The organism is Kitasatospora sp. NPDC028055, assembly GCF_040637885.1.
Classification (GTDB): Bacteria; Actinomycetota; Actinomycetes; order Streptomycetales; family Streptomycetaceae; genus Kitasatospora.
Genome location: NZ_JBEZXE010000034.1, coordinates 37625 through 59764 on the forward strand (window position 1 = coordinate 37625; position 22140 = coordinate 59764).

The window sequence follows — 22140 nt, forward strand, 5'->3', positions numbered from 1 at the left end:
TGATAAGCACCCTGGTTTCGCCTGCATGATGACCGCCCACGCCTTCCCTGACCGTGCAGCCCCCGCATTCGCCTGAGATTCGAAGCATAAAGATACCAGCTAGTCAAGAAAGCTGTCAAGCTACCCCGGAGCCCACCGAATTAATGGCCGGGGCGGCCTCGGCGATTTCCGGTGCCGGCGCATTGGCGACCAGTTCGGCGACCAGTTCGGCGAGCGTTTCGACATACGGATCGGCGAAGACGTCGCGCAGGCTGATGACCAGGCCGAACTCCGTCTCCAGCCATGCCGTGAGTCCCAGGGCGCTCTTCGAGGTCAGCCCCAGGTCGAAGAGGTCGGCCCGGGCGAGCTCCCGGTCGGCCAGGGTGTCGGGCAGGTCCAGCATGTGCCGGACCTGGCGGGCGATCCGCTGTTCGACGGCGTCGTGGGTGTGGTCCATGAGGTCGGGCTCCTTGCAGGGGACGGGGTGGGAGGGGTCGGTTCCCGCGGTGCGGGGAGGGGTCTTCGGCCCGGCCACGGCTCAGGCACCGACCGGGAGCGCGCCGATCCCGGCCCGGGCGGCCCGGCGCAGCGCACGGGCGTCGCCGGCGGCCGCCACCGGAACGGCGGGCCGGACGGCGGTGCCGCCCGGGGAAGAGGACTCGGCCAGCGCCTCGGCCAGGCGGCGGACCGTCGAGTGCTGGAAGACCATCAACGGCGAGACGTCCGCGCCGAGTTCGGTCCTGATCAGGGCGTGCAGCCGGACGGCCGCGAGCGAGCTGCCCCCGAGGTCGAAGAAGTTGTCGTCGAGGCCGACCCGCTCCGTCTCCAGGACGCGGCACCAGAGCCGGACCAGTTCCTGCCGCAGGCTGTTGCGGTCGGCGGCGGACGGGCCGCTGCCGAGCGCCGGAGCCGCCGGTACGACCGCCGCGGACGGGACGGCGGACGGAACGGCGGACGCGACGGCGGAGGGGACGGCCGGGACGGCGGCCTGCGCGGCGCTCGCCCGCAGGTCGACCTTTCCGTTGGGCGTCAGCCGCAGCGCCGGGACGATCCGGACCTCCTCCGGCAGGTGGCCGGCCGGCAGCCGCCGCGCGAGTTCCGCCGCGACGGCGTCCTCGGTCAGCGCGGCCCCCGGCGCCGGGACGACGCAGGCGACCAGCCGGGAGAGCCCCGACGCATCGGTCAGCGCGCCCGCCGCCGCCTGGTCGACGCCGGGCACCAGGCGCAGCTCGTGGGCGACCTGCGCCGGTGAGACCCGGTTGCCCCGGACCTTCACGATCGCCGCACTGCGGGCGACGAACGCGACCGTGCCGTCCCAGCGGAGCCGGCCGAGGTCGCCGGTCCGGAACAGCGCGTGGCCGGGTTCGCCCCACGGATCCGGCCGGTAGGCCCGGGCGGTGGCGGCCGGTTCGTCCAGGTAGCCCAGGGTGAGCAGCGGCCCGCGGACCGCGATCTCTCCGATCCGGCCGGGCTGCACGGGGTTGCCGTCCCGGTCCAGCACCAGCAGCTGGGCCTCGACCGCGCCGGCGCCGAGCAGTGGCTCCGGGCCGCTCGGCCGGCCGGGCTCCCGCTCGTGGCAGCTCGCCACCTGGGGCGTCTCGGTGGTGCCGTAGACCGTCAGCACGCGGGAGGAGGGCGCGGCCGCCCGCCAGGCCTCGACCGTGGCGTCGGTCAGCAGGTCGCCACCGAAGCAGGCCAGCCGGACGTCGGGCAGGCTCAGGCCGTGGGCCCGGGCGGCGCCCGCGACCATCGCCCCGACCAGCGGGGTCGCGTGCACCACGGTGATCCGCTCGTCGGCCAACCAGCGGACCAGCTGGTCCGCGTCGAGCCGGGTCCGCGCGGGCGGGACGACGGCGGTGCCGCCGTTCCACAGCGGCAGCAGCAGGTCGCGCAGCAGCGGGTCGTGGGAACGCCCGGAGAGCACGCTGAAGCGGTCCCCGGCCGTGATCCCGTGGCAGGCGGACCACCGGTCGAGGAAGGCGAGCAGCGGGGCGTCGGTGCCCAGCACCAGCCGCGACCGGCCGGTGGAACCCGAGGTCGGCAGGACGTAGCAGGGCTCGCCGCCCGCCCGACCGGCCTCCGGCACGCGCCGGACGGGCAGTTCGGCGGTGCGGTCGACCGGGACGACCCGGGGGCCGTCCGACTCGCAGTGGACGGCCCAGTGCGGGCGCGCCAGCGCGGTGAGGTCCTCCCGCCAGGCCCGCGGGTGCTCCGGGTCGACCGGCAGCACCACGCCGCCGGCCCGCCAGACGCCGAGCAGACCGACCGCGAGGTCGCGCCCGTGTGCCTCCCGCAGCTCGACCAGCTCGCCGGGGCCCAGTCCGGCCCCGCGCAGCAGATCCGCGAGGGCGTCGACCCGGTCGGCCAACTCGCCGTAGCTGCACGCCCCCCGCTCGTCCCGCAGGGCGACGGCGTCCCGGGGGTGACCGAGGACGCGCTCCAGCAGGGCGCCCCGCGCTCCCCCGGGGCCGGGACGGACCGGCTCCGGCAGGCTCCGGCGCGGGACGGCCGGGGCGGGCAGCTGCCGTGCCGTCCAGCCGGCCACCGTCCGCACCACCTGGTCGAGCAGTTCGCCGGCCCACGGCCGTTCCAGGCGGGCCGCGTCGAAGGCGAGGTCGAGGGTCAGGCCGCCGGCCCGCTGGTCGACGTAGAGCGACAGGTCGAACGGGAGGCCCGGCAGCGGCGCGCGCCGCCGCTCGGCGGTCACGGCGTCCAGCCGCAGGCCGCGCACCGGGAAGCTCAGCGCGTTGAACCACACCGAGAAGAGCGGCCCGGCGGGCCCGCCGCGCTCGGCGGCCAGCGCCGCGACCACCTCGTCGTACGGGAGGTCCTGGTGCAGCTGGGCCTCGGTCAGGGCCCGGTGCGCGCTACGCACCAGGTCAGCCGGGGAGCCGTCCGCGGACACGTCGAGCCGCAGCGCGACAGTGGCGTTGAAGAAGCCGACCGTGTCGGTGCTGTCGGCGGTGGTGCGCCCGCTGAGCGGGGCGCCGACCACCAGCTCCGAGCGGTCGCCCCACCGGCCGAGCACTGAGCCGAAGGCGGCCAGCAGCACCGTGGCGGGCGTCGTGCGCAGGCTGCGGGCCAGCTCGCCGACCGCCGCCGCCAGGTCGTCGTCCAGGGTGGCCGAACGGCGCTCGACCCGCGGCTCGCCGCCCGGCGGTGCGAGCGGCAGCCGGGGAGCGGGCGGGGCGTCGCGCAGGACGCGCCGCCAGTACCCGGCCTGCTCGGCGGGCACCGGCCGGGCCGCCTCGCGGGCGCTGAACTCCGCGTAGTCGAGGGCGACCGGCGCGAGCTCGGGGGCGCGGCCCGCCGCGCGGGCGGCGTAGCAGTGCGACAGCTCCGCCCAGAAGACCTCGACCGACCAGCCGTCCAGGACCAGGTGGTGCGCGACCAGGACCAGCTGGTGAGCGTCCGGGCCGGTGGGCAGCAGGACGCACCTGACCAGCGGGCCGGACCTGAGGTCGAACCGGGTCCGGGCCAGGCGCTCCGCGCTCTCGCGGGCGGCCTCCTCGCCCAGCGGGCCGGGGAGCACCTCCAGGCCGGCCAACGGACGGGGGTGGACGACCTGGACCGGGCCGTGCGGGCCGTCCCGGAAGGTGGTGCGCAGCGCGTCGTGGCGCCCCAGCACGTCGGTGACGGCACGACCCAGGGCCGCCCGGTCGAGCGGGCCGGTCAGCGACCACAGGTCCACGACGTTGTAGTCCACCTGGCCCGGAGCCAGCTGTTCCATCAGCCACAGCCGGCGCTGGGTCGGCGCGAGCGGTGCCTCCCGGACGGGCGCCGCACCGGGCTCGGGCCGGTCGGGGCGCGCGGGCCGACCGGGCGCGTCGGGCCCGGCGTCGAGCGCGTCGGGCCCGGCGCCGAGCGCGTCGATCCGCGCCGCGAGGGCGCGCGCGGTCGGCTCGGCCAGCAGGTCGGCGATCCTGATCTCGGCGCCCAGCCGCTCCTTGACGCGGACGAGCATGCGCGCCGCGACGAGCGAGTGGCCGCCGCGGGTGAAGAAGTCGTCGTCCGGCCCGACCGCCGGGTCGTCCAGCAGTTCGCGCCAGATCTCCACCACGGCGCGCCCGGTCGGCGTGTCCGGCGCCGAGGCCGGAGCCTGGGCCGGCACCCCGGGCTCCGGAGCCGCCCGGTCGGCCAGCCGGGCGAGCAGCGCCGCCCGGTCGAGCTTGCCGGACGGCGCCAGCGGCAGCCGCTCCACCGGCACGATCCGCGCCGGCACCATGGCCGGCGGCATCCGCTCGGCCAGCGCCGCACGGATCTGCGCCACCCGCGGCAACGCCCCGGCGGGGTCGGCGAGGAACGCCGCCAGCTGGGTCGCCCCGGCCGCGTCCCGGAACGGGAGGACGGCGACCGGCCCGCCGCCGAGCGCCGCCGCCAGCTGTGACCGGACCTCCTCCGGCTCGATCCGCTGGCCGCGGATCTTCACCTGGTCGTCGATCCGGCCGTGGTACTCCAGTTCACCGTCCGGGCGCAGCCGGACCAGGTCACCGGTCCGGTAGCGGCGCCCGCCGGGCCGGGCCGGGTCGGGCAGGAACGAGCGCGCCGTCAGGTCGGGCCGGCCGAGGTAGCCGCGGCCCACCCCCGGGCCGCCGATCCACAGCTCGCCCACCGTGCCGGGCACGACCGGGCGGCCCTCCTCGTCCATCACCTCGATCGCCGTGCCGGCCACCGCCGGGCCGATGCTGACCGGCCCGAGCGGGTCACCGGCCCGGGTGATCGCGCAGGTGGCGAAGACCGAGCACTCCGCGGGGCCGTAGAGGTCGACGACGTCCGCGGTGCACCAGCCGCGCAGGTCGGCCAGCAGCGCGGGCGGCAGCGCCTCGCCGCCGACGACCAGGATCCGCAGGCCGTCGAGGGCCCGGAAGTCCCGCTGCTCCATCAGCACGGCCAGCATCGACGGCACGAACTGCGCCACCGTCACGTTCGCGGCGCGCATCTCCCGCACCAGGTGGAGCGGGTCCGCGTGCAGTCCCGAGGGCACCACCCGCAGCCGGGCGCCGCAGGCCAGCGGCCAGAACACCTCGGCGACGGAGTAGTCGAAGGCGTACGCGGTCTTGTGCAGGGCCACGTCCCCGCCGTCCAGCGGCAGGTGCTCGGCCAGCCAGCGGATCTTGTCGACGATCGCGCCGTGTTCGTTCAGCACGCCCTTGGGGCGGCCGGTGGAGCCGGAGGTGAACACCGCGTAGGCGGCGTCCCCGGCGCCGGCCTCCGGCAGCCGGACGGCGCCCGCCGGGGTGGCGGCGAGCGCGTCGAGGTCCGGCGCGGGCAGGCCGGGCGGGACCGCGGCCATGGGCGCCGCGCGGTCGACGACGACCAGGCGGGCCCGGGAGTCCTCCAGCATGCCGCGCAGCCGCGCGGCCGGCTGGTCCGGGTCGAGCGCGAGGTAGGCGCCGCCGGCCCGCAGCACGGCGAGCACGGCGACCAGCACGTTCTCACCGCGCGGCATCAGGACGGCGACGACATCGCCGGGGCGCACCCCGTGCGCGACCAGAGCGCGGGCCGTCCGGCCGCTCTCCGACCAGAGTTGACGGTACGTCAGGCTGCGGTCGGCGCCTTCCAGCGCGACGGCGTCCGGGGTCCGGGCGACCTGCTCCGCCACCAGGGCGTGCAGGGTCCGGGCCGGGCCGGGCGACGGCTCGCCCGGCACGAACGGCTGCGGCACGGCGGTCACCCCCTGCTCCCCACGGCGGCCACCAGCTCGGACAGCGTGGGGTGGTCGAACAGGGCGGAGATGGGGAGTTCCACGTCGAGTTCGCCGCGGATCCGGTCCACCAGCTGGACGGCGGCCAGGCTGTCGCCGCCGGACTCGAAGAAGTCGTCGTCCGGACCGCCCTCGGTGCCCAGGATCTCGGCCCACAGGCCGGTGATCCGCTCGTCGAGGCCGCCCCGGCCCGAGCCGGCGGCCGGTGCGCCGGCCTGAACCGCCGCGTCCGCCGCCCCCGTGCCCTGCGCCCCCGTGCCCTGTGCCGCCGTGCCCTGTGCCCCCGTGCCCTGTGCCGCCGTGTCGTGTGCCGCCGTCCCGCCGCCCGCCGAACGGACGGCGGCTGCGGTGAACCGGCTGGTCCGGCGCAGCTTCTCGCGCAGCCCCTCCGGTGCGACGACCACCTGCGGGCCGAGGTCGGTCGCCAGGAACGCCTCCAGCAGGGCCGCCCCCGCCGCGACGCCCAGGAAGGAGTCCTGGGTGACGCCCGAGGAGCTGAGCGGGGCGCTGCGCGCCGCGTCGCCCGCCGAGCGGATGTTGCCCGCCACGGTCGCCCGGTCGACGTGCCACAGCGTGAACCCGGTGACGGTGACCACCTCGCGGCCGCCCTCGTCGATCAGGGCGATGTCGCGGACGACCGCCCCCTTGGGCTGCTCGGCCCACGGCCGCACCAGCGCCGTCACCCGGGCCGGCAGCGGGCCCCGGACCACCAGCTCGCGGTAGCTGAACGGCAGCGCGTTGACGCCCTCCGGCAGCGGCAGCAGGAACGAGGTGGCGCAGTCGAGCAGGGCCGGGTGCAGCAGGTTGGCCGCCGTGTCGCCGCGGTGGGCGGCGGGCAGGGCCAGTTCGGCCAGCACGGTGTCCGTGCCGCCGCTGACCCGCTCGACGCAGTGCCAGCGCGCGCCGACCGTCATCAGTCCGGAGCCGTCGTTGAGCCGGGGCCCGGCCAGCGGCACGGTGTGCGCGGCGCGCAGCGCCACCAGGTCGTGCCGCGGCGCCGTGTCCTCGTACGGCGTGACCGTGCCGCCGGCGTGCTGGACGGCGGTGCGGGCACCGTCCGCCCGGGACTGCACGCGGAACCGCCAGCCCGCGCGGGCGGGTTCGAAGGCGATGGTCAGGTCGAGCGGCTCGGCGATCGCCAGCGGCGCGGTGAAGGCGACGTCGGCCAGCCGCACCGGGCCGGGGTGGAAGGTGCGGACCGCGCGGAGCACCAGTTCCAGGTACCCGGTGCCGGGGAGCACCGGGGTCTCGTCCATGCGGTGCTCGTCGACCATCCAGACGTCCGGGGCGAGCCGGACGGTGAAGGCGCGGCCCTCGCCCTCGGCCGGGGCGGCGGTCAGCTCCGGCTCCCGGTTCGGGCGGTCGACGTGGAACCGGGAGTGCCGGGCGGCGGCCTCCACCGCCATGCCGGCCCCGTCCCAGGACGGCCAGTTGACCGACAGGGTGCGGCCCGGCCGGCGGCGCGAGCGGTCGTGGGCGAACGCGTCCAGGAAGGCGTTCGCGGCGCCGTAGTCGGACAGGCCGAACTGGCCGGTGACGGCGGCGACCGAGGAGTACAGGACGAAGGTCCGCGGCTCGTCGCCCAGCACCTCGTCCAGCAGCAGGGTGCCGTTGACCTTGGGCCGCAGGACCTGCTCGGCCGCGCCGGCGTCCTTGACGGCGAGCATGCCGCCGCCCGCGAGCCCGGCGGCGTGGATCACCCCGCGGATCGGGCCGAGGGCGCTCCTGGCCTGCTCGACGGCGGCGGTCAGCGAGGCCCGGTCGGCCACGTCGGCGGCCAGCGGCAGTACCCGGCAACCGGTCGCCTCGATCCGGCGCACGGCGTCGACGGCGGCCCGCTGACCCTCGGTCAGCGCCCCGGCGTCGGTCCACTGCGCGCGGTCCGGCAGGCCGGAGCGGCCGAGCAGGGCGATCCCGCCGGCGCCGCGGGCGGCCAGCCGCTCGGCGGCGACCAGGCCGAGGGCGCCGAAGCCGCCGGTGATCAGCCAGGCGCCGTCGCCGACGTCCGCGAGAGCGGTCCCGCCGGCGGGCGCGGCGGGCTCGGGCACGCTGTGGAAGGCCGGGTGCCAGAGGCGCCGCCCGCGCAGCGCGACCCGGGTGAACTCGGTGCCGTCGTCGCCGTCCAACAGCGCCCGCAGCGCCTCGGCCGCCACGCGGTCCTCGCCGCTCAGCGCCTCGGCGGGCGCGTCGACCACCCGCGCGCGCAGCTGCTCGTGCTCCCGGACGGCGCTGTGCAGCAGGGCCGCGACGGGCGCCTTGGCCGGTTCGACCGGTTCGGTGCCGGAGACGTCCCAGAGCTGGTCGGCGAGCACGGTGATCCGGACCGGGCGGTCCGGGCAGTGCCGGGCGACGTCCTGGACGATCCGCTGGGTCGCCCGGAAGCCCCGGTCGAGCCAGTGCCGGGCGGCCCCGCCCGCGCCGGCGCCCTCCGGGGCCGGGCCGGTGAGCCAGAGGTGGAGGATCTCCAGCGGCTCCCGGTGGTCGCGCAGGTGCGGCCGGAGCGCGGCGCTGAGCCGCTTGGGCTCCACGTCGTCGGCCTTGACCAGGTCGGCGGTGATCCCGGCCGCGGCCAGCCGGTCGAGCACCGGCGCGGCCTGCCCGGCGTCGTCGGCCAGCACCAGCCAGCGGCGGTCCGCCGGCAGCGGCCGCGCCTCGGCGGGCTGCGCCTGGACCCAGCCGGGGACGGTGATCCGGTCGTTCTCGGCCGGGGCCTCCTCGGCGGTCCGCGGCCCGGCGCTCGGGGCCGGGGCCTGGGCGGCGGGCTTCGGGTCGGGGGAGATCCAGTACCGTCCGCGGTCGAAGACGTAGCCGGGCACGGCGACCGGGGTGATCTCCTCGTGCTGCAGCAGGGCGCGCCAGTCGACGTCGAGTCCGGCCTGCCAGAGGGCGGCGACCGCCCGGTAGAGGACGGCGGCGGCCGGGACGTCCTCGCCGCTCGGCGGCAGCGAGGGCAGCGGGCGGTGCCCGGCGGCCGTCCGGACCCGGCGCACCAGCTGGGTGAGCGCCTGGCCGGGGCCGACCTCCAGCAGCACGGCGCCCTCGACGGCGGCGGCGCGCTCGGCGCCCTCGCGGAACCGGACGGGGCTGCGCAGCTGCTCGGCCCAGTACTGCGGGTCGGTGGCCTGCTCGTCGTCGATCCAGTCCCCGGTGACGTTGGAGACCCAGCGGACGGCGGGCCGGTTGCGGGTCAACTGCCCGACGAACGCTGCCAGTTCCTCGGCCGCGCGGTCGGTGGCGGGGGTGTGGAAGGCCCGTTCGACGTCGAGGGCCACCCAGCGCCGGCCGAGCGCGGTGAGCAGGGCGGTCAGCTCCTCGACGGCCTCGACCGAGCCGCCCACGGTGCAGCTGCGCTCGCCGTTGTCGGCGCTGAGCCAGACGTCACGGCCCTCCAGCAGCGGCGCGGCCTCGGCGGCGGGCATCGCCAGCGCGACCATCCGGCCGGCCGGCGCGGCCGCGAGCAGTTCGCCGCGGCGCACCACCAGGCGGGCGGCGTCGGCGAGTTCGAAGACCCCGGCGAGCGCGGCCGCGGTGATCTCGCCGACGCTGTGGCCGATCATCGCGACCGGCCGCACGCCCCAGGAGGCCCACAGCCGGGCCAGCGACCACTCCACCGCGAACAGCGCGGGCTGGGTCAGCGCGGTGTCGCGCAGCCGGGCCGCGCCGTCGGGCGCGCCCTCCAGCAGCACGGCACGCAGCGCGTCGGCGACCGCCGGTCCGAAGTGCTCCAGGCAGCGGTCGAACTCGGCCCGGAAGACCGGCTCGTGGGCGTACAGCTCGGCGGCCATGGCGGGGTGCTGGGTGCCCTGCCCGGGGAACATGAAGACCGCGCCGGTGGCCGGGGTGCCCGGCTCCTGGCCGCGGGTCGCGAGCTCCGCGAGGGCGTCGGCGAGGGTGGCGCCGTCCTCGCCGACCACGGCGAGGCGGTGGCGGTGGCGCAGCGGGCGGCGCTGCAGGGTCCGGGCCACCTGGTGCAGGTCGGCCTCCTCCTCGGCCAGGTGGGCCGACAGCCGCTCCGCCATGCCGCGCAGCGAGGCGGTGGAGGCGGCGGCCAGCGGGAGCACCACGGTGCGCCGGCGCTGCGGGCGCGGTGCGACGGGCGCGGCCGCGGGCGGCTGCTCGATCAGGACGTGGGCGTTGGTGCCGCCGATGCCGAAGGAGCTGACGCCGGCGATCCGGGGGCCCTCGATCGGCCACGGTCCGGCCTGGGAGCGGACGGTGAACGGCGTCCGCTCCAGCTCCATCAGGGGGTTGGCCTCGGTGAAGTTGGCGGTGCCGGGGGCGATGCCGCGGTTGACGGCGAGCACGGCCTTGATGAACCCGGCGATGCCCGAGGCCGGGCCGAGGTGGCCGATGTTGCCCTTGGCCGAGGAGAGCAGGCAGTAGCCGGTGCGGTCGGTGTGCGCGCGGTAGGCGCGGCTCAGGGCCTGGACCTCGATCGGGTCGCCGATGGCCGTGCCGGTGCCGTGCGCCTCCAGGTAGCCGACCTGGTCGGCGGCGACGCCGGAGACGGCCAGCGCCTCGTACACGGCGGCGAACTGGCCCTCGGCGCTGGGCGCCGCGAAGCCGGCCTTGCGGTTGCCGTCGTTGTTGACGGCGGAGCCGCGGATGGTGGCGAGCACCCGGTCACCGTCGCGCAGCGCGTCGGCGAGCGGCTTGAGCACGACCGCGCCGGCGCCGTCGCCGAAGATCGTGCCGTCGGCCGCCGCGTCGAAGGGGCGGCATCGGCCGTCCCGGGAGAAGATCCCGCCGTCCACCCAGCGGTGCCCGCCGCCGTGCGGCAGTTCGAGCTGGACGCCGCCCGCGACGGCGACGTCGCACTCGCCGTTGCGCAATGCCTGGCAGGCCAGGTGCAGCGCGACGAGGGAGGTGGAGCAGGCGGTGGCGACGGTGAACGCGGGGCCGCGCAGGTCGAGCTTGTAGGAGACGATCGTGGCGATGTAGTCGTTGTGGTTGCCCGCCTGGATGCCGACCTCGCCGTAGTTGCGCACGGCGGCGGCGTTGCGCCGGACGTTCAGCTCGGCGTAGCGGTTGGTCGCGCCGCCGGCGAAGACGCCCACCGAGGTCGGGCCGTCGGTGCGCACGCCCGCGTCCTCCAGGGCGCCGTAGGCCACTTCGAGGAAGATCCGCTGCTGCGGGTCGCGCAGTTCGGCCTCCCGGGGGGTGAAGCCGAACAGGCCGGCGTCGAAGCCCGCGACGTCGTCCAGCAGGGGGGCCCGCTTGACGTAGTTCGGGTCCGCGATGGCGGACTCCGGGACGCCCGCGTTGCGCAGGGTGTCGTCGGACAGCTCGGTGAGGCTGACGGTGTTGGTGAGCAGGTTGGACCAGTAGCTCTCGACGTCCGGTGCGCCGGGGAGGCGACAGGCCATCCCGATCACGGCAATGCGGTCGTCGTCCGCGACGCGGTTCATCGGATACCTCCAGGACTGGGTGCCGCCGTGGGCGGCGGGCAGGAGCGATCGGCGGGGGCGGGCGCGAGGTCGTCCGCCAGCTGCCGGGCGATCGCGGCGAGCAGGGGTTCGGTGGCGTGGCCGAGCAGGTGGTGCGGCCCGGGGAGGGTGTCGCGGCGGTGGCCGCCGGTGGTCCAGCCGGACCACCCGGGCCCGTTCGGGTCGAGGACGCGGTCGCGGTCGCCGCGCAGTTCCAGGACGGGTGCGGCCACCGGGCGGGCGGCCGGCTCGGGCACGGTCCAGGTCTCCAGGGCCCGGAAGTCGGCGCGGATCGCCGGTTCGGCGAGCGCGAACAGGGACCGGGCGGTCGGGGTGTCCTGGACGGCGCCGTAGCGGACCAGGTCGGCGAACAGGGCGGCGTCGTCCAGCAGGTGGGTGGTGCCGCCGACGGTGGCGTCCGGGGTCGGCGCGGCGGCGACGATCAGGCGCCGCACGTCCGTCCGGCCGTCCGCCTCCAGGAGCCGGGCGGTCCGGTAGGCGGCCACCGCGCCGAAGCAGTGCCCGAACAGGACCACCGGGCCGGGCAGCGCGGCGACCTCCCGGGCGGCGGCCGCGGCGATGGCGTCGACCGAGGTGAGCGGCGCCTCGCGCAGCCGGCTCTCGCGGCCCGGCAGGCGGACGGCGCTGACCGCCGTCCACTCCGGGAGCAGGCCGGGCCAGCCGGCGAACGGGGCGGCTCCGGCGCCGGCGTGGGCGAAGCAGACCAGGTGCACCGAAGCCGTCGCGGCCGCCGGGAAGCGGACCAGCGCGGGGCGGACCGGACGGGCGGTCGCGGCGGTGGCGGTGGCGGCGGCGCTCATGCCGACAGCTCGATCGTGCCGCGGCGCCGCTCGCCGGCCACCGCCTGCTTGAGCAGCACGACGCCGAGGACGGTCCAGGCCAGGCCGACCAGCAACTCGCAGCCGAGGCCGCCGAGCACGGTCGGCGCCGACGCGCCCGCGAGCAGGTCGCGCAGCGCCTGCAGGCCGTGGGTGAGCGGCAGCAGCTGGGCCGCCGCGGCGACCGGCGCGGGCCAGTAGTCGACCGGTACGTTCACCCCGCAGAAGGTCATCAGGGACATGTAGCCGGTGTTGAGCGCCAGCCACTGGAGCCCGGGGCGGCGCAGCACGAGGGCGCCGACCGCGGTGCCCAGCCCGTAGGCCGAGCAGCCGGCCACGGCGAGGAACAGCGGGACGAGCAGCACCTCGGGGAAGGGCATGGACAGCCGGAAGACCAGCGCCGCGACGGCGAACACGCCGGTGCTGCTGACGATTCCGACCACCAGGCAGTAGGCGCCGCGCGCCAGGTAGCTGAGCGCGAAGTCGGCGGGCGCGGCGACCTGGAGCGCCAGGGTGCCCTGGCCGCGCTCGCGGACCGTGGTGGTGATGACCACCATGGCCTCGATGCAGACCACCACGGCCGCGTTGCCGACGGCGAGGTAGCGCACCCGGTCGTCCGAGCCGGAGAGCATGCCGATGGTGCCGAAGAACAGGACCTGGGCGATCAGTCGCAGGAACCAGCCGAACAGCCAGGTGCGCCAGGTGTAGAAGGTGGTCAGCTCACGGAAGCCGATCCGGGAAGCGGTGGTGACGACGGAGCCCCACCGGGTGAGCGCGTTCACGACAGCCCCACCGTGCCCTCCGACTTGAGACGGGTGATCATCCGGTCCACCAGGACGGTGCCGGCGGCGTAGGCGACGGCGCCCAGGAGCAGCAGCGCCGCGAGCCGCCAGCCGAAGTCCGCGACCGGCTCGGGCCGGGTGGCCGCCCGCAGCAGGTCCGCGGCCCAGGAGAGGTAGACGACCTTGCTGAGCGGCTGCAGCCAGCCGGGCAGCAGGCTGACCGGCACCAGGACGCCGCCGAGGACGTAGCACGGGTACCCGAGCGCGTTGGCGTAGCGCCGGGCGGAGCCGGCGGTGACGAAGACGGCGGCCAGGACGGTCGCGGTGCCGAGGGTGGCGAGCGCGGTGGCGGCCACGGTGCAGACCAGGAGCCAGGGGTGGTGCACCGGCAGCGAGACGCCGAAGAAGGCGGTCGCGGTGAACCAGGACTCCGCGAAGGTCACCACGCCGAGGACGGCGATGGTGGCGACCCGGCCGGTGACCAGCCGGGTGAGCCCGGCCGGCGACCCGAGGAACAGCTCCAGGGTGCCGCCGCGCTTCTCGTCGTCGACCACCGAGCCGGCCAGGTCGAGCGAGACCAGCCACAGGCCCATCAGGGCCGGCGCCAGGACGGCGTAGGCCTCCAGGTCGGGCCGGTCGGCCTGCCGGACGGAGGACAGGAAGATCGCGGTGAAGAACGGGATGGTGGCGAAGACCAGCAGGTGGCCGGCGTTGCGGCGGAACAGCCGCAGCTGCAGCCGGGCGCCGGTGAGGATCTCGGTCATACCGTCAGCCCCCGGTCCCCGATGACGTGCAGGTAGACGTCCTCCAGGGTCGGCAGCGAGGTGCGGACCGTGGTGACGTCGGCCTCGACCAGGGCGCGCAGCACCGGCTGGACGGCGCCGGCGGCGCTGGTGGCGATCCGGATCCAGCCGTCGGTCAGCTCCTCGATGCCGGCCACGCCGTCGAGTTCGGCGATGGCCCGGCGCAGCCCGGCGGGCACGTCGCGGGCGTCGACCCGCTCGTGGGCGGTGATCCACCGGCCGACCTCGGCGGGGGCCTCGGTGCCGATCACCTGGCCGCGGTCGACCAGGGTGACCCGGTCGCAGACCGCCTCGGCCTCGTGCATGTCGTGGGTGGTCAGCAGGATGGTGCGGCCCTCGGCGCGCAGTTCCCCGACCAGGCTGCGGAACTCCCGCGCGGCCACCGGGTCCATGCCGACGGTGGGCTCGTCGAGGAAGAGCAGTTCGGGGTCGCCGACCAGGCCGCGGGCCAGGTGGAGGCGCTGCTTCATGCCGCGGGACATCCGGTCCACCTGGGTGTCGGCGCGGTCGCCGAGGCCGACCCGCTCCAGCAGCGCGGTGACCTTCGCGGCGCGGTCGCGGCCGGCCACCCCGTAGAGGGCCGCCCAGTAGTCCAGGTTCTCGCGCGCGGTGAGCCGGCCGTAGAGGCCGCGTTCGCCGCCGAACACGATGCCGATCCGCCGGCGCAGGGCGCGGGCGTCGGCGGCGACGTCCAGTCCGAGCACGGTGGCCGTGCCGGCGGTGGGCAGCAGCACCGTGGAGAGGATCTTGACCAGGGTGGTCTTCCCGGCGCCGTTGGGGCCGAGCAGCCCGCGGATCTCACCGCGCTCCACGTCGAGGTCCAGGCCGCGCAGCGCGGTGACGACCTGGCCGGCCTCGCCGCGGCGGCGGCCCTTCGGGTAGGTCCGGGTCAGTCCCCGGACCTCGATCGCCCTACTCACTCTTGGTCGTCTCCTCGTGCTGTCGCGGGGTCGCCGCGGCGTGGTCGAAGTTCAGGTCCCCGCTGGGCAGGGGGAGGGAGATGCCGCCGTCCACCGGGAGGTTCACCCCGGTGATGTGCCCGGCTGCGTCGGAGCAGAGGAACAGCGCGGCGGAGGCGGAGTCCTCGGGGGTGGCGAGCCGCCGCAGCGGGGTGCGCAGCCGCTGGCGCTCGAAGGACGGCGGGTGGTCCGGCCGGCCGACCGCCATGCCGCCGACCGCGTTCTCGGTGGGCGTCGGGCCGGGGCCGAGGGCGTTCACCCGGATGCCGTACCGGCCCCACTCCGCGGCCCAGGTGGCGGTGAGGGCCACGACGCCGGACTTGGCGGCGGCGGCGTGGGCGAAGTAGGGCAGGCCGCGCTGCGGGTCGGTGATCGCCACGTTGAGGATCGCGCCGCCGCCCTGCTCGATCATGTGCGGGACGACGGCGCGGGTGGTGTGGAAGGTGCCGTAGAGGTCGATCTCCACGACCGTCCGGAACGAGCGGGCGGACATCGTCTCGGCGGGCGACCAGAAGTTGGCCGCGGCGTTGTTGACCAGGACGTCGATGGTCCCGAACCGGGACACCGCGCGTGCCACGGCCGCCTTGACCGCCGCCTCGTCCCGGACGTCGCACACCACCGTGTCGTTCTCGATCCCGAGGGCGGTGAGCCGCCCGGCCGCCGCGGCGAGCCGCTCGGCGTTGCGGGAGGCGAGGACGACCTGGGCGCCGTGCAGGCCGAAGGCCCGGGCCATGGCGAAGCCGATTCCGGTGGCTCCCCCGGTGATGAGCACGGTCTGCGAGTCGTACAGGCCGGCAGTGAAATGAGGCATGACGCAGGCCCACTTCCGATCAGTTCATGACGGGTAGACATTACAAACGGTCATATTGACCAGTCAATATCTTCGGTCAAGGCGTTCCGGGCTGATTTCCGGGACGGCCGGGCGCTGCGTGGCGCCCGGCGGGCTCAGGCCGCGCCGGACCGGACCGCCCGGCCGAGGTCACGCACGATCAGGTTCTCCAGCCGGCTGCCGCTGCCGCCCGGGGGCACCACGCTGCTGGAGAGGAAGGACACCGTCAGGTCCTGGTCGAGGTCGGCGACGACCATGCCGCAGCCGTAGGCGGTGTGCCCGGCGACCCGGGCGCCGGCCGGGGCGGAGTACCAGGCGCGGTCGGTGCACATGCCCAGGCCCCAGGCGAGGTCGAGGTCACCGAAGTTGCGGTCGGGCAGCCCGGAGCGGTGGTCGGCGGCGAGCACGTCCACCGTCGCGCGGTCCAGGCCGAGGTCCGGCCACCGCTCGGGCGCCGCGAGGCAGTCGACCAGACGGGCCAGCTCGTTGGCCGGGCCCCAGGCGCCGGTGCCGGGCAGGTGGGGCGCGAGCACCTTCGCCGAGACCCGCCCGGTGGGCACCTGCCGGCCGTCGACCTGCTCGAACAGGCCCACCGCGCGCGGCGGTTCGGCCGCCGGGGTGCCGGCCGCGGCGAACACCGTGCGGGTCATGCCCAGCGGCCGCAGCACCCGCTCGGCCACGTACTCGGCGTAGTCCCGGCCGGTCAGCCGCTGGACGATCTCGGCGAGCACGACCCAGGACTCCATGGCGCTGTACCAGCCGCCGCTGCCGGGTTCGCCGGTCAGCTCGACGGCGCAGGCCGCCTCGAAGGCCTCCCGGTGGCTCAGGCCCGAGTACGGGCGGTCGACGCTCTCCGGCCGGAACGGCAGCGCGTGCGACATCAGGTGGGCCAGCGTCGCCCGCTCCTTGCCGGCCACCGCGTACTCGGGGACCAGCTCGGCCAGCGGGGTGTCGGGGGCGACGGCTCCCGCCCGCAGCTGCTGCCCGATCGCGAGCGCGCCCAGCAGCTTGGTGCAGCAGATCCACGGCAGCAGGTCGTCCGTGGTCAGCGGGACGCCGGGCTCGACCTCGCCGTACGCCTCGTCCAGCAGCACCTCGCCGCGCCATGACACCTGGAGCTGGATGCCCAGGTGGGTGCCCTCCTGGATCGCCGCCAGGGCTCGGTCGCGCACATTCCTGATCGCCTTCAAAGCCTGTCCTCTCGTGGCTGTCGAATGCCTTGCGGGCGTTCACGATGCCAGCCCGGAAGAGTCTTCTCAAGGAGCTTGACAGAGTTTATTGACCATCGAGTCACATTCTGCGTATCGTTCCGGCCTGCCGGGTCGCGGAGCCGGGGCGCCCCGCCGCAGGTTCCGCGCGGCGAGCCCCGCACGCGCCGCACGCCCCGCGCCGCACGCCCCGACGCCATCCATCCGCTCCGACTGCGAGGACCGACATGGCCGAGTCACCCACCGACCACACCGTTCCGCTCGGCCGTACCGGCTGGCGCCTGTGGCGGGACGCGGTGCTGCGCAGTGCGGGCTTCTCGGCCGGCCGGATCCGGGCGTTGGCCGACCCCGAGCTGGCGGCCGCCGCCGACCGGGCCCTCGCCGGCACGATCGGCCCGGACGAGTACCGGCAGACCTACCGGGAGGCGACGGCGCGGCTGTCCGCGGCGGTGCGCGCCACGGCGGGCGAGCCGCGCTTCCGCGAGGCCGTCACCTGGCAGAACCGGCGCCTGGTCGCCGACTGCCTGGACAAGGCCGCCGCCGGTGAGCCGCGCAACGCGCGCGGCCGCTCCCACGAACTCACCGTCACCAGCTACCTGCAGCGGTACGCGTTGAAGAACGACACCATCGGCTTCTTCGGACCGGTCGGCTGGGCGCGCTGGGACGACCGGCCGCAGGCCATCGCCGTCGAGACCGGCGGCGGGACCGGCGGCGGGCCGGGCAACGGGCCGGGCAACGGGCCGGGCAACGGGGCCGGGATGCTCACCCACCGCACCGTCTACTTCGAGTCCTGGGCGATCGACACGCTCGCCCGGGCCCTCGCCGCCGACCCGGACCTCGCCCCCTGGCTGACGCCGCGCCGCTCGGCCGCCGACCGCCTCGGCGACGGCGTGCTGCACCGCGCGGGGAAGGGCGAGCAACCGCTCACCGCACGGGAGCACGCGGTGCTCGCCCGGTGCGACGGCCGCCGCACCGCCCGCGAGGTGCACGCCGCGCTGTCCGCCGAGGCGGCCGGCGCCGAGGCGGACACCCTGGCCCTGCTCGCGGACCTGCGCGAACGCGAGCTGATCACCCTCGATCTGGAGGGCCCGATCGAGGCCCGGCCGGAGCTGACCCTGCGGGCCAAGCTCGACCGGATCGACGACCCGGCGGTGCGCGCACGCGCGCTGGCCGTCCTGGACGGTCTCTGCCGCGCCCGCGACGCCGTCGCCGCGGCGGCCGGGGACGCGCAGGCGCTCGCCACGGCCATGGACGGGCTCAACGCCGCCTTCCTGAGCGCCACCGGCGCGGCCGCCGAACGCCACCACGGACGCAACTACGCCGGCCGGACGCTGGTCTACGAGGACTGCGTACGGGACGTCGAGGTCCGGCTCGGCACCGAGCTGCGCGACGAACTCGCCGCCCCGCTCGGGCTGGTGCTGGACAGCGCGCGCTGGCTGGTGGGCCGGATCGCCGCCGAGTACCGCACGCTGTTCCTGGGCATGTACGACCGCTGGTCGGCCCGCAGCGGCGAGACCGCCATGCCGCTCGCCCGACTGCTGGCCGCCGCCACGCCGCACCTCTTCTACTCCGCCCGGGCACTGCCCGCCCCCGTCCGGACCGCCGTCGCCCAGCTCCAGGAGCGGTGGGCCCGGGTGCTCGGCGAGGCGGACGATCCGGGGCCGCGGCTCTTCACCAGCGAGCAGTTGACCGAGCGGTTCGCGCGCGAGTTCCCGGCGGCGCCGCTGCCCTGGGCCGCCGCCGTCCACCACTCCCCGGACCTGATGCTCGCGGCGCCGAGTGCGGCGGACGTCGCCGAGGGGCGCTGGCTGGCCGTGCTCGGCGAACTGCACACCGCGCTCAACACCCTGGAGAGCCGGGTGTTCGTCGAGCAGCATCCCGACCCGGACCGGCTGCGCGCCGCGGACGCGGCCGACCACGCCGGCCGGCGGGTCTACCTGGTGCCGCCCAAGGACTGGCCGACCGTCACCTCCCGGCTGGCGCCGCCGTCCGCGCTGCTGTCGCCCGACTACACGTACTGGACGCTGCGTTCGCCCAGCGTCGAGCCGGCCGGCCCGGTCCTGGCGCTCGCCGACCTGTCCGTCCACCGGGAGGACGGCGCCCTGGTCGTCCGGTCGGCCGACGGCGGATTCCGCTGCGACCTGCTGGAGATGTTGGGCGAGGTCCTGTCCGGGGTGACGGTCAACAGCTTCAAGCCGTTCGCCGCGGCCGCGCACCGGCCTAGGGTGGTCGTCGACCGGCTGGTGGTCGCCCGGGAGTCCTGGGCCTTCGCGGCGGCGGATTTGACCTGGACCTCCGTGAAGGACGAGTCCGAACGATTCCTGGCCGCCCGGGCCTGGCGCGCCTCGGCAGAATTGCCGGAACGGGTTTTCTATCGTTCGCCCACCGAGGACAAGCCGGCGTTCCTCGATTTCGAGAGCCTCCCACTCGTCAACCTGTTCGCCCGCACCGTCCGCAGCGCTGCCGAACTCCCCTCCGGCACCATCGGGTTGACGGAACTGCTGCCCGACCTGCCGGACACCTGGCTGCGCGACGCGGACGGCGACGGATACACCGCTGAATTCCGCGTCGTGGCCGTCGACAAGACTTTGTGACTAATCCGTTGACCATTGAGTCAAATTCTGAGTACTGTTCCCGCAACCTCACCTGAAAGGTGCCTCAGGAATGAAGCCCACTGCCGCGGTGACCGACCCGGACCGTTTCCTCAAGATCCTCGACGACCCGGCCATGCAGCTCCTGGTCCGCCTGCAGGACCAACTCCTCCACACGACGGCCGAGTTCTGGAAGGAGCGCCGCACGCTCAACCTGCACCTGCCGATCACCACCGGCTCGGTCTCCAGCCCGATGGGCCTGGGCAGCGACAGCCTGCCGGTCCAGATCGACCTGTTCGGCGAGAAGGTGTACCTGGCCGACTCGATGCAGTTCCTGCTCGAGTACGGCTGTCGGATCGCCCCCGAGGGCGCCTGGTACCTGATGCCGAGCTTCCGCGGCGAGGAGGCCGACAAGACCCACCTCAACCAGTTCTTCCACAGCGAGGCCGAGATCATCGGCGGCCTCACCGACGTCCAGGAGGTCGTCGGCCAGTACACCCGCACCCTGGCCCGCGCCGCGCTGCGCGAGTTCGAGAGCGAGCTGGCCGCGGTGGCCGGCACCGTCGACCACATCGTCCGGATGGCCGAGACGGAGGTCATCCCGCAGCTCACCGTCGACGAGGCCGTCGAGCACCTGGGCAACGACCCGGAGTGCGTGCGCCACGACCCGGCCGGCTTCCGCACCATCACCCGGGCCGGCGAGCGCCGGCTCATGGACGAGATCAGCCCGGTGCTGTGGCTGAGCCACTTCGACCACCTGTCCGTCCCCTTCTACCAGGCCTACGAGCCCGGCACGGACAAGGCCCGCTGCGCCGACCTGCTGCTCGGCATCGGCGAGGTCGTCGGCGCCGGCGAGCGGCACGTCGACGGCGAGCAGACCCGCAAGGCGCTCGCCCACCACGAGGTCGCCGAGGAGGAGTACGACTGGTACGTCCGGATGAAGTCCGAGCGCCCGATGCTCACCTCCGGCTTCGGCCTCGGCGTCGAGCGCTGGCTGATGTGGCTGCTGCGCCACGACGACATCCGCGACCTCCAGCTGGTGCCCCGCCTCAACGGCCTCACCCTGGCTCCCTAGTCGTGGCCGGGTCCGTTCTCGTGGCCCCCGCCCGCAGAGCGGGGGCCGACGGCGACACCGCGTCCACCACGGCGCTGCGGCGGCGGATCGCGGACGGCTTCGTGGCCGCCCACCCGCAGGCCCGGCAGGTTCCGGCGGTGCGCATCACCTCCGGTGCGGACCGCTCGGTCCACCTCGTCGGATCGTCGATCAGCGCGCTGAAGCCCTGGATCCCCGGGGGCATTCCGGACGGCGGGATCCTGGCGGTCCAGCCCGCCGTCCGGACGCAGAACCTCAGGACGCTCGGCGACTGCGTCACCCCGTTCGGCTGGGGCGGCCACTTCACCAACTTCTCGATCGTGCTCCCGGCCGGTTCCGGCACGGCCCCGGCCGAGCGCACGCTGGCCTTCTTCCTCGACCACTGCGGGTTCGCCCCCGCGGACGTGCTGGTCCGGGCCAGCCGCGAACACCCCGGCCTCTTCCCGGCGGTCGGGGTGTTCGCGGAGCACGTCCGGGTGGAGTGGGACAGCCGGGACCCGCGCTACTACACGCACACCGTCGGCATCCCCGGCGTCCACGGCGTGAACTTCAACGTCGCGCTGCGCCACCCGGTGACCGGCGAGTACGACGACGTCGGCAACTACATCGACTTCGTGCCCGCCGGCACACCGGACACCGCACCGATCACCGAGCCGATCACCGAGCCGTTCACCGAGGTCGGCTTCGGCGACACCACCATCCTGCGGGCCCAGCTCGGCCTCGACCACGTCCTGGACGCCTTCCCGTTCCCGGCCGGGCCGACCGCCGACCGCTGGACCAACCGCCACCTCCAGGACGCCTTCCTGGTCTCGGCGGTGCTCTGGAACGAGGGACTGCGGCCGTGCAACCGGGACGCCAGGACCAAGCTCCTGCGCAAGTACCTGGAGGCCTGCCGCGCCGCCGTGACCCGGTCCGGCCTGGGCCGGTCGGAACTCCGCGCCTGGCTGGCCGGCCTCTACGCGGCGGAGGGCTTCGCGCCGGCCGACCTCGACGGCATCTGGTCAGAACACCTGGAGGACAACCTGTGGACCTGAAGCACGACACCCCGACGCACGACACCCAGACCCACGACGCCGCGCCGAACGACGCCGCGCCGAACGGCACCGCCGCGCGGTCCCGCACGTACAAGAACGTCGCGGCCGTCTACGACCTCGTCTACGAGACCCGCACCGAGGACGTGGAGTTCTACGTCGAGCAGGTCGTCAAGGCCGCACCGCGCCGGCTGGCGGAGTTCGGCTGCGGGACCGGACGGGTCACCCTGAAGCTGGCCGAGCGCCTGCCCGACACCCGGATCGTCGCGGTGGACATGGACGCCGACGAGGTCGAGGTCCTGGCGGACAGCCTGCGCGCCCGGGGCATCGACACGGTCGAGACCCACTGCGGGCTGATCCAGGACTTCGAGGCCGAAGGCCTGGACATGGCGATCGCCCCCTTCCGGGTGTTCCAGCACGTCACCGACCCGGCCGAGTTCGAGGCCTGCCTGACCCGGGTCGCGCGCAGCCTGCGGCCGGGCGGCGTCTTCGTCTTCGACCTGTTCAACCCGTCGGTTCCGCTGCTCGCCAAGACCGGCCGGATCGTCTCCCAGGTCTTCGAGGACGGCGACGGCAACCGGATCGAGCGCGTGGTCGACGTCAACGAGCGCGACCACTTCCGGCAGACCCAGTTCGTCGAGGAGGACTACACGGTCACCACGCCCGAGGGCGAGACCTACGACCTGCACTGGCACTACCACACCCGCTACTACTTCCTCGGCGAAGTGGTCCCGCTCGTCGAGCGCGCGGGCTTCGAGGTGGTCCGGATCGACTCGGACTACCGGGGCACCCCCTTCGGCGAGGGCGAGTACCCGGGCGACCTCGTGTTCCACCTCGTCCGCAAGTAGCGGCGAGCAGCGGCGAGCCCGCACCCAACGACAAGTCAAGCCACCGCG

General features: G+C 75.4%; 13 protein-coding genes. 4 read left to right on the forward strand and 9 right to left on the reverse strand.

Translation table 11 applies throughout. The annotated features are described in order from the left end of the window. Positions 1 to 115: 115 nt before the first annotated feature. The 9 genes from AB0F71_RS27870 to AB0F71_RS27910 form a co-directional block, all read right to left on the reverse strand. The gene (locus tag AB0F71_RS27870; protein WP_360239486.1) at positions 116 to 436 is read right to left on the reverse strand and encodes an acyl carrier protein; all 321 of its coding nucleotides are present in this window, start codon (positions 434 to 436) and stop codon (positions 116 to 118) included. Between the two features lie 81 nt (positions 437 to 517). Next, complete coding sequence (locus AB0F71_RS27875; RefSeq protein WP_360239489.1) at positions 518 to 5653, reverse strand: amino acid adenylation domain-containing protein; 5136 nt, start codon at positions 5651 to 5653, stop codon at positions 518 to 520. Further along, the gene (locus AB0F71_RS27880; protein ID WP_360239491.1) at positions 5650 to 11091 is read right to left on the reverse strand and encodes a type I polyketide synthase; all 5442 of its coding nucleotides are present in this window, start codon (positions 11089 to 11091) and stop codon (positions 5650 to 5652) included. Before AB0F71_RS27880 ends, AB0F71_RS27875 begins: the two co-directional genes overlap by 4 nt. Continuing rightward, positions 11088 to 11930, reverse strand: a complete 843-nt coding sequence (locus tag AB0F71_RS27885) for an alpha/beta fold hydrolase (RefSeq protein WP_360239493.1) — start codon at positions 11928 to 11930, stop codon at positions 11088 to 11090. Before AB0F71_RS27885 ends, AB0F71_RS27880 begins: the two co-directional genes overlap by 4 nt. Beyond that, positions 11927 to 12730 carry an ABC transporter permease gene (locus AB0F71_RS27890; RefSeq protein WP_360239496.1) on the reverse strand — a complete coding sequence of 268 codons (804 nt, stop codon included), beginning with the start codon at positions 12728 to 12730 and terminating at the stop codon, positions 11927 to 11929. Before AB0F71_RS27890 ends, AB0F71_RS27885 begins: the two co-directional genes overlap by 4 nt. Continuing rightward, positions 12727 to 13494: an ABC transporter permease gene (locus tag AB0F71_RS27895; RefSeq protein WP_360239499.1), complete on the reverse strand. Its 768-nt coding sequence runs from the start codon at positions 13492 to 13494 to the stop codon at positions 12727 to 12729. Before AB0F71_RS27895 ends, AB0F71_RS27890 begins: the two co-directional genes overlap by 4 nt. Then, positions 13491 to 14453, reverse strand: coding sequence for an ABC transporter ATP-binding protein (locus AB0F71_RS27900; protein ID WP_360239502.1), 963 nt, complete (start codon positions 14451 to 14453; stop codon positions 13491 to 13493). Before AB0F71_RS27900 ends, AB0F71_RS27895 begins: the two co-directional genes overlap by 4 nt. Then, on the reverse strand, positions 14446 to 15303 hold the full coding sequence (locus AB0F71_RS27905) for an SDR family oxidoreductase (RefSeq protein ID WP_360239504.1): 858 nt from the start codon (positions 15301 to 15303) through the stop codon (positions 14446 to 14448). Before AB0F71_RS27905 ends, AB0F71_RS27900 begins: the two co-directional genes overlap by 8 nt. A 134-nt stretch (positions 15304 to 15437) precedes the next feature. Then, complete coding sequence (locus AB0F71_RS27910) at positions 15438 to 16493, reverse strand: serine hydrolase domain-containing protein (protein WP_360239507.1); 1056 nt, start codon at positions 16491 to 16493, stop codon at positions 15438 to 15440. A 263-nt stretch (positions 16494 to 16756) separates the two neighbouring features. On the opposite strand from AB0F71_RS27910, the gene AB0F71_RS27915 reads away from it, so the two are divergent. From AB0F71_RS27915 to AB0F71_RS27930, 4 genes are all read left to right on the forward strand, one after another. Then, complete coding sequence (locus AB0F71_RS27915; protein ID WP_360239509.1) at positions 16757 to 19123, forward strand: lantibiotic dehydratase; 2367 nt, start codon at positions 16757 to 16759, stop codon at positions 19121 to 19123. Positions 19124 to 19193: 70 nt separating this feature from the next. Next, complete coding sequence (locus AB0F71_RS27920) at positions 19194 to 20195, forward strand: amino acid--tRNA ligase-related protein (RefSeq protein ID WP_360239511.1); 1002 nt, start codon at positions 19194 to 19196, stop codon at positions 20193 to 20195. A gap of 2 nt (positions 20196 to 20197) precedes the next feature. After that, complete coding sequence (locus AB0F71_RS27925; RefSeq protein WP_360239513.1) at positions 20198 to 21247, forward strand: hypothetical protein; 1050 nt, start codon at positions 20198 to 20200, stop codon at positions 21245 to 21247. Continuing rightward, a complete protein-coding gene (locus AB0F71_RS27930) occupies positions 21238 to 22092 on the forward strand; it encodes a class I SAM-dependent methyltransferase (RefSeq protein ID WP_360239515.1) in 855 nt (284 codons plus the stop codon). Before AB0F71_RS27925 ends, AB0F71_RS27930 begins: the two co-directional genes overlap by 10 nt. The last annotated feature ends 48 nt before the right edge of the window (positions 22093 to 22140 follow it).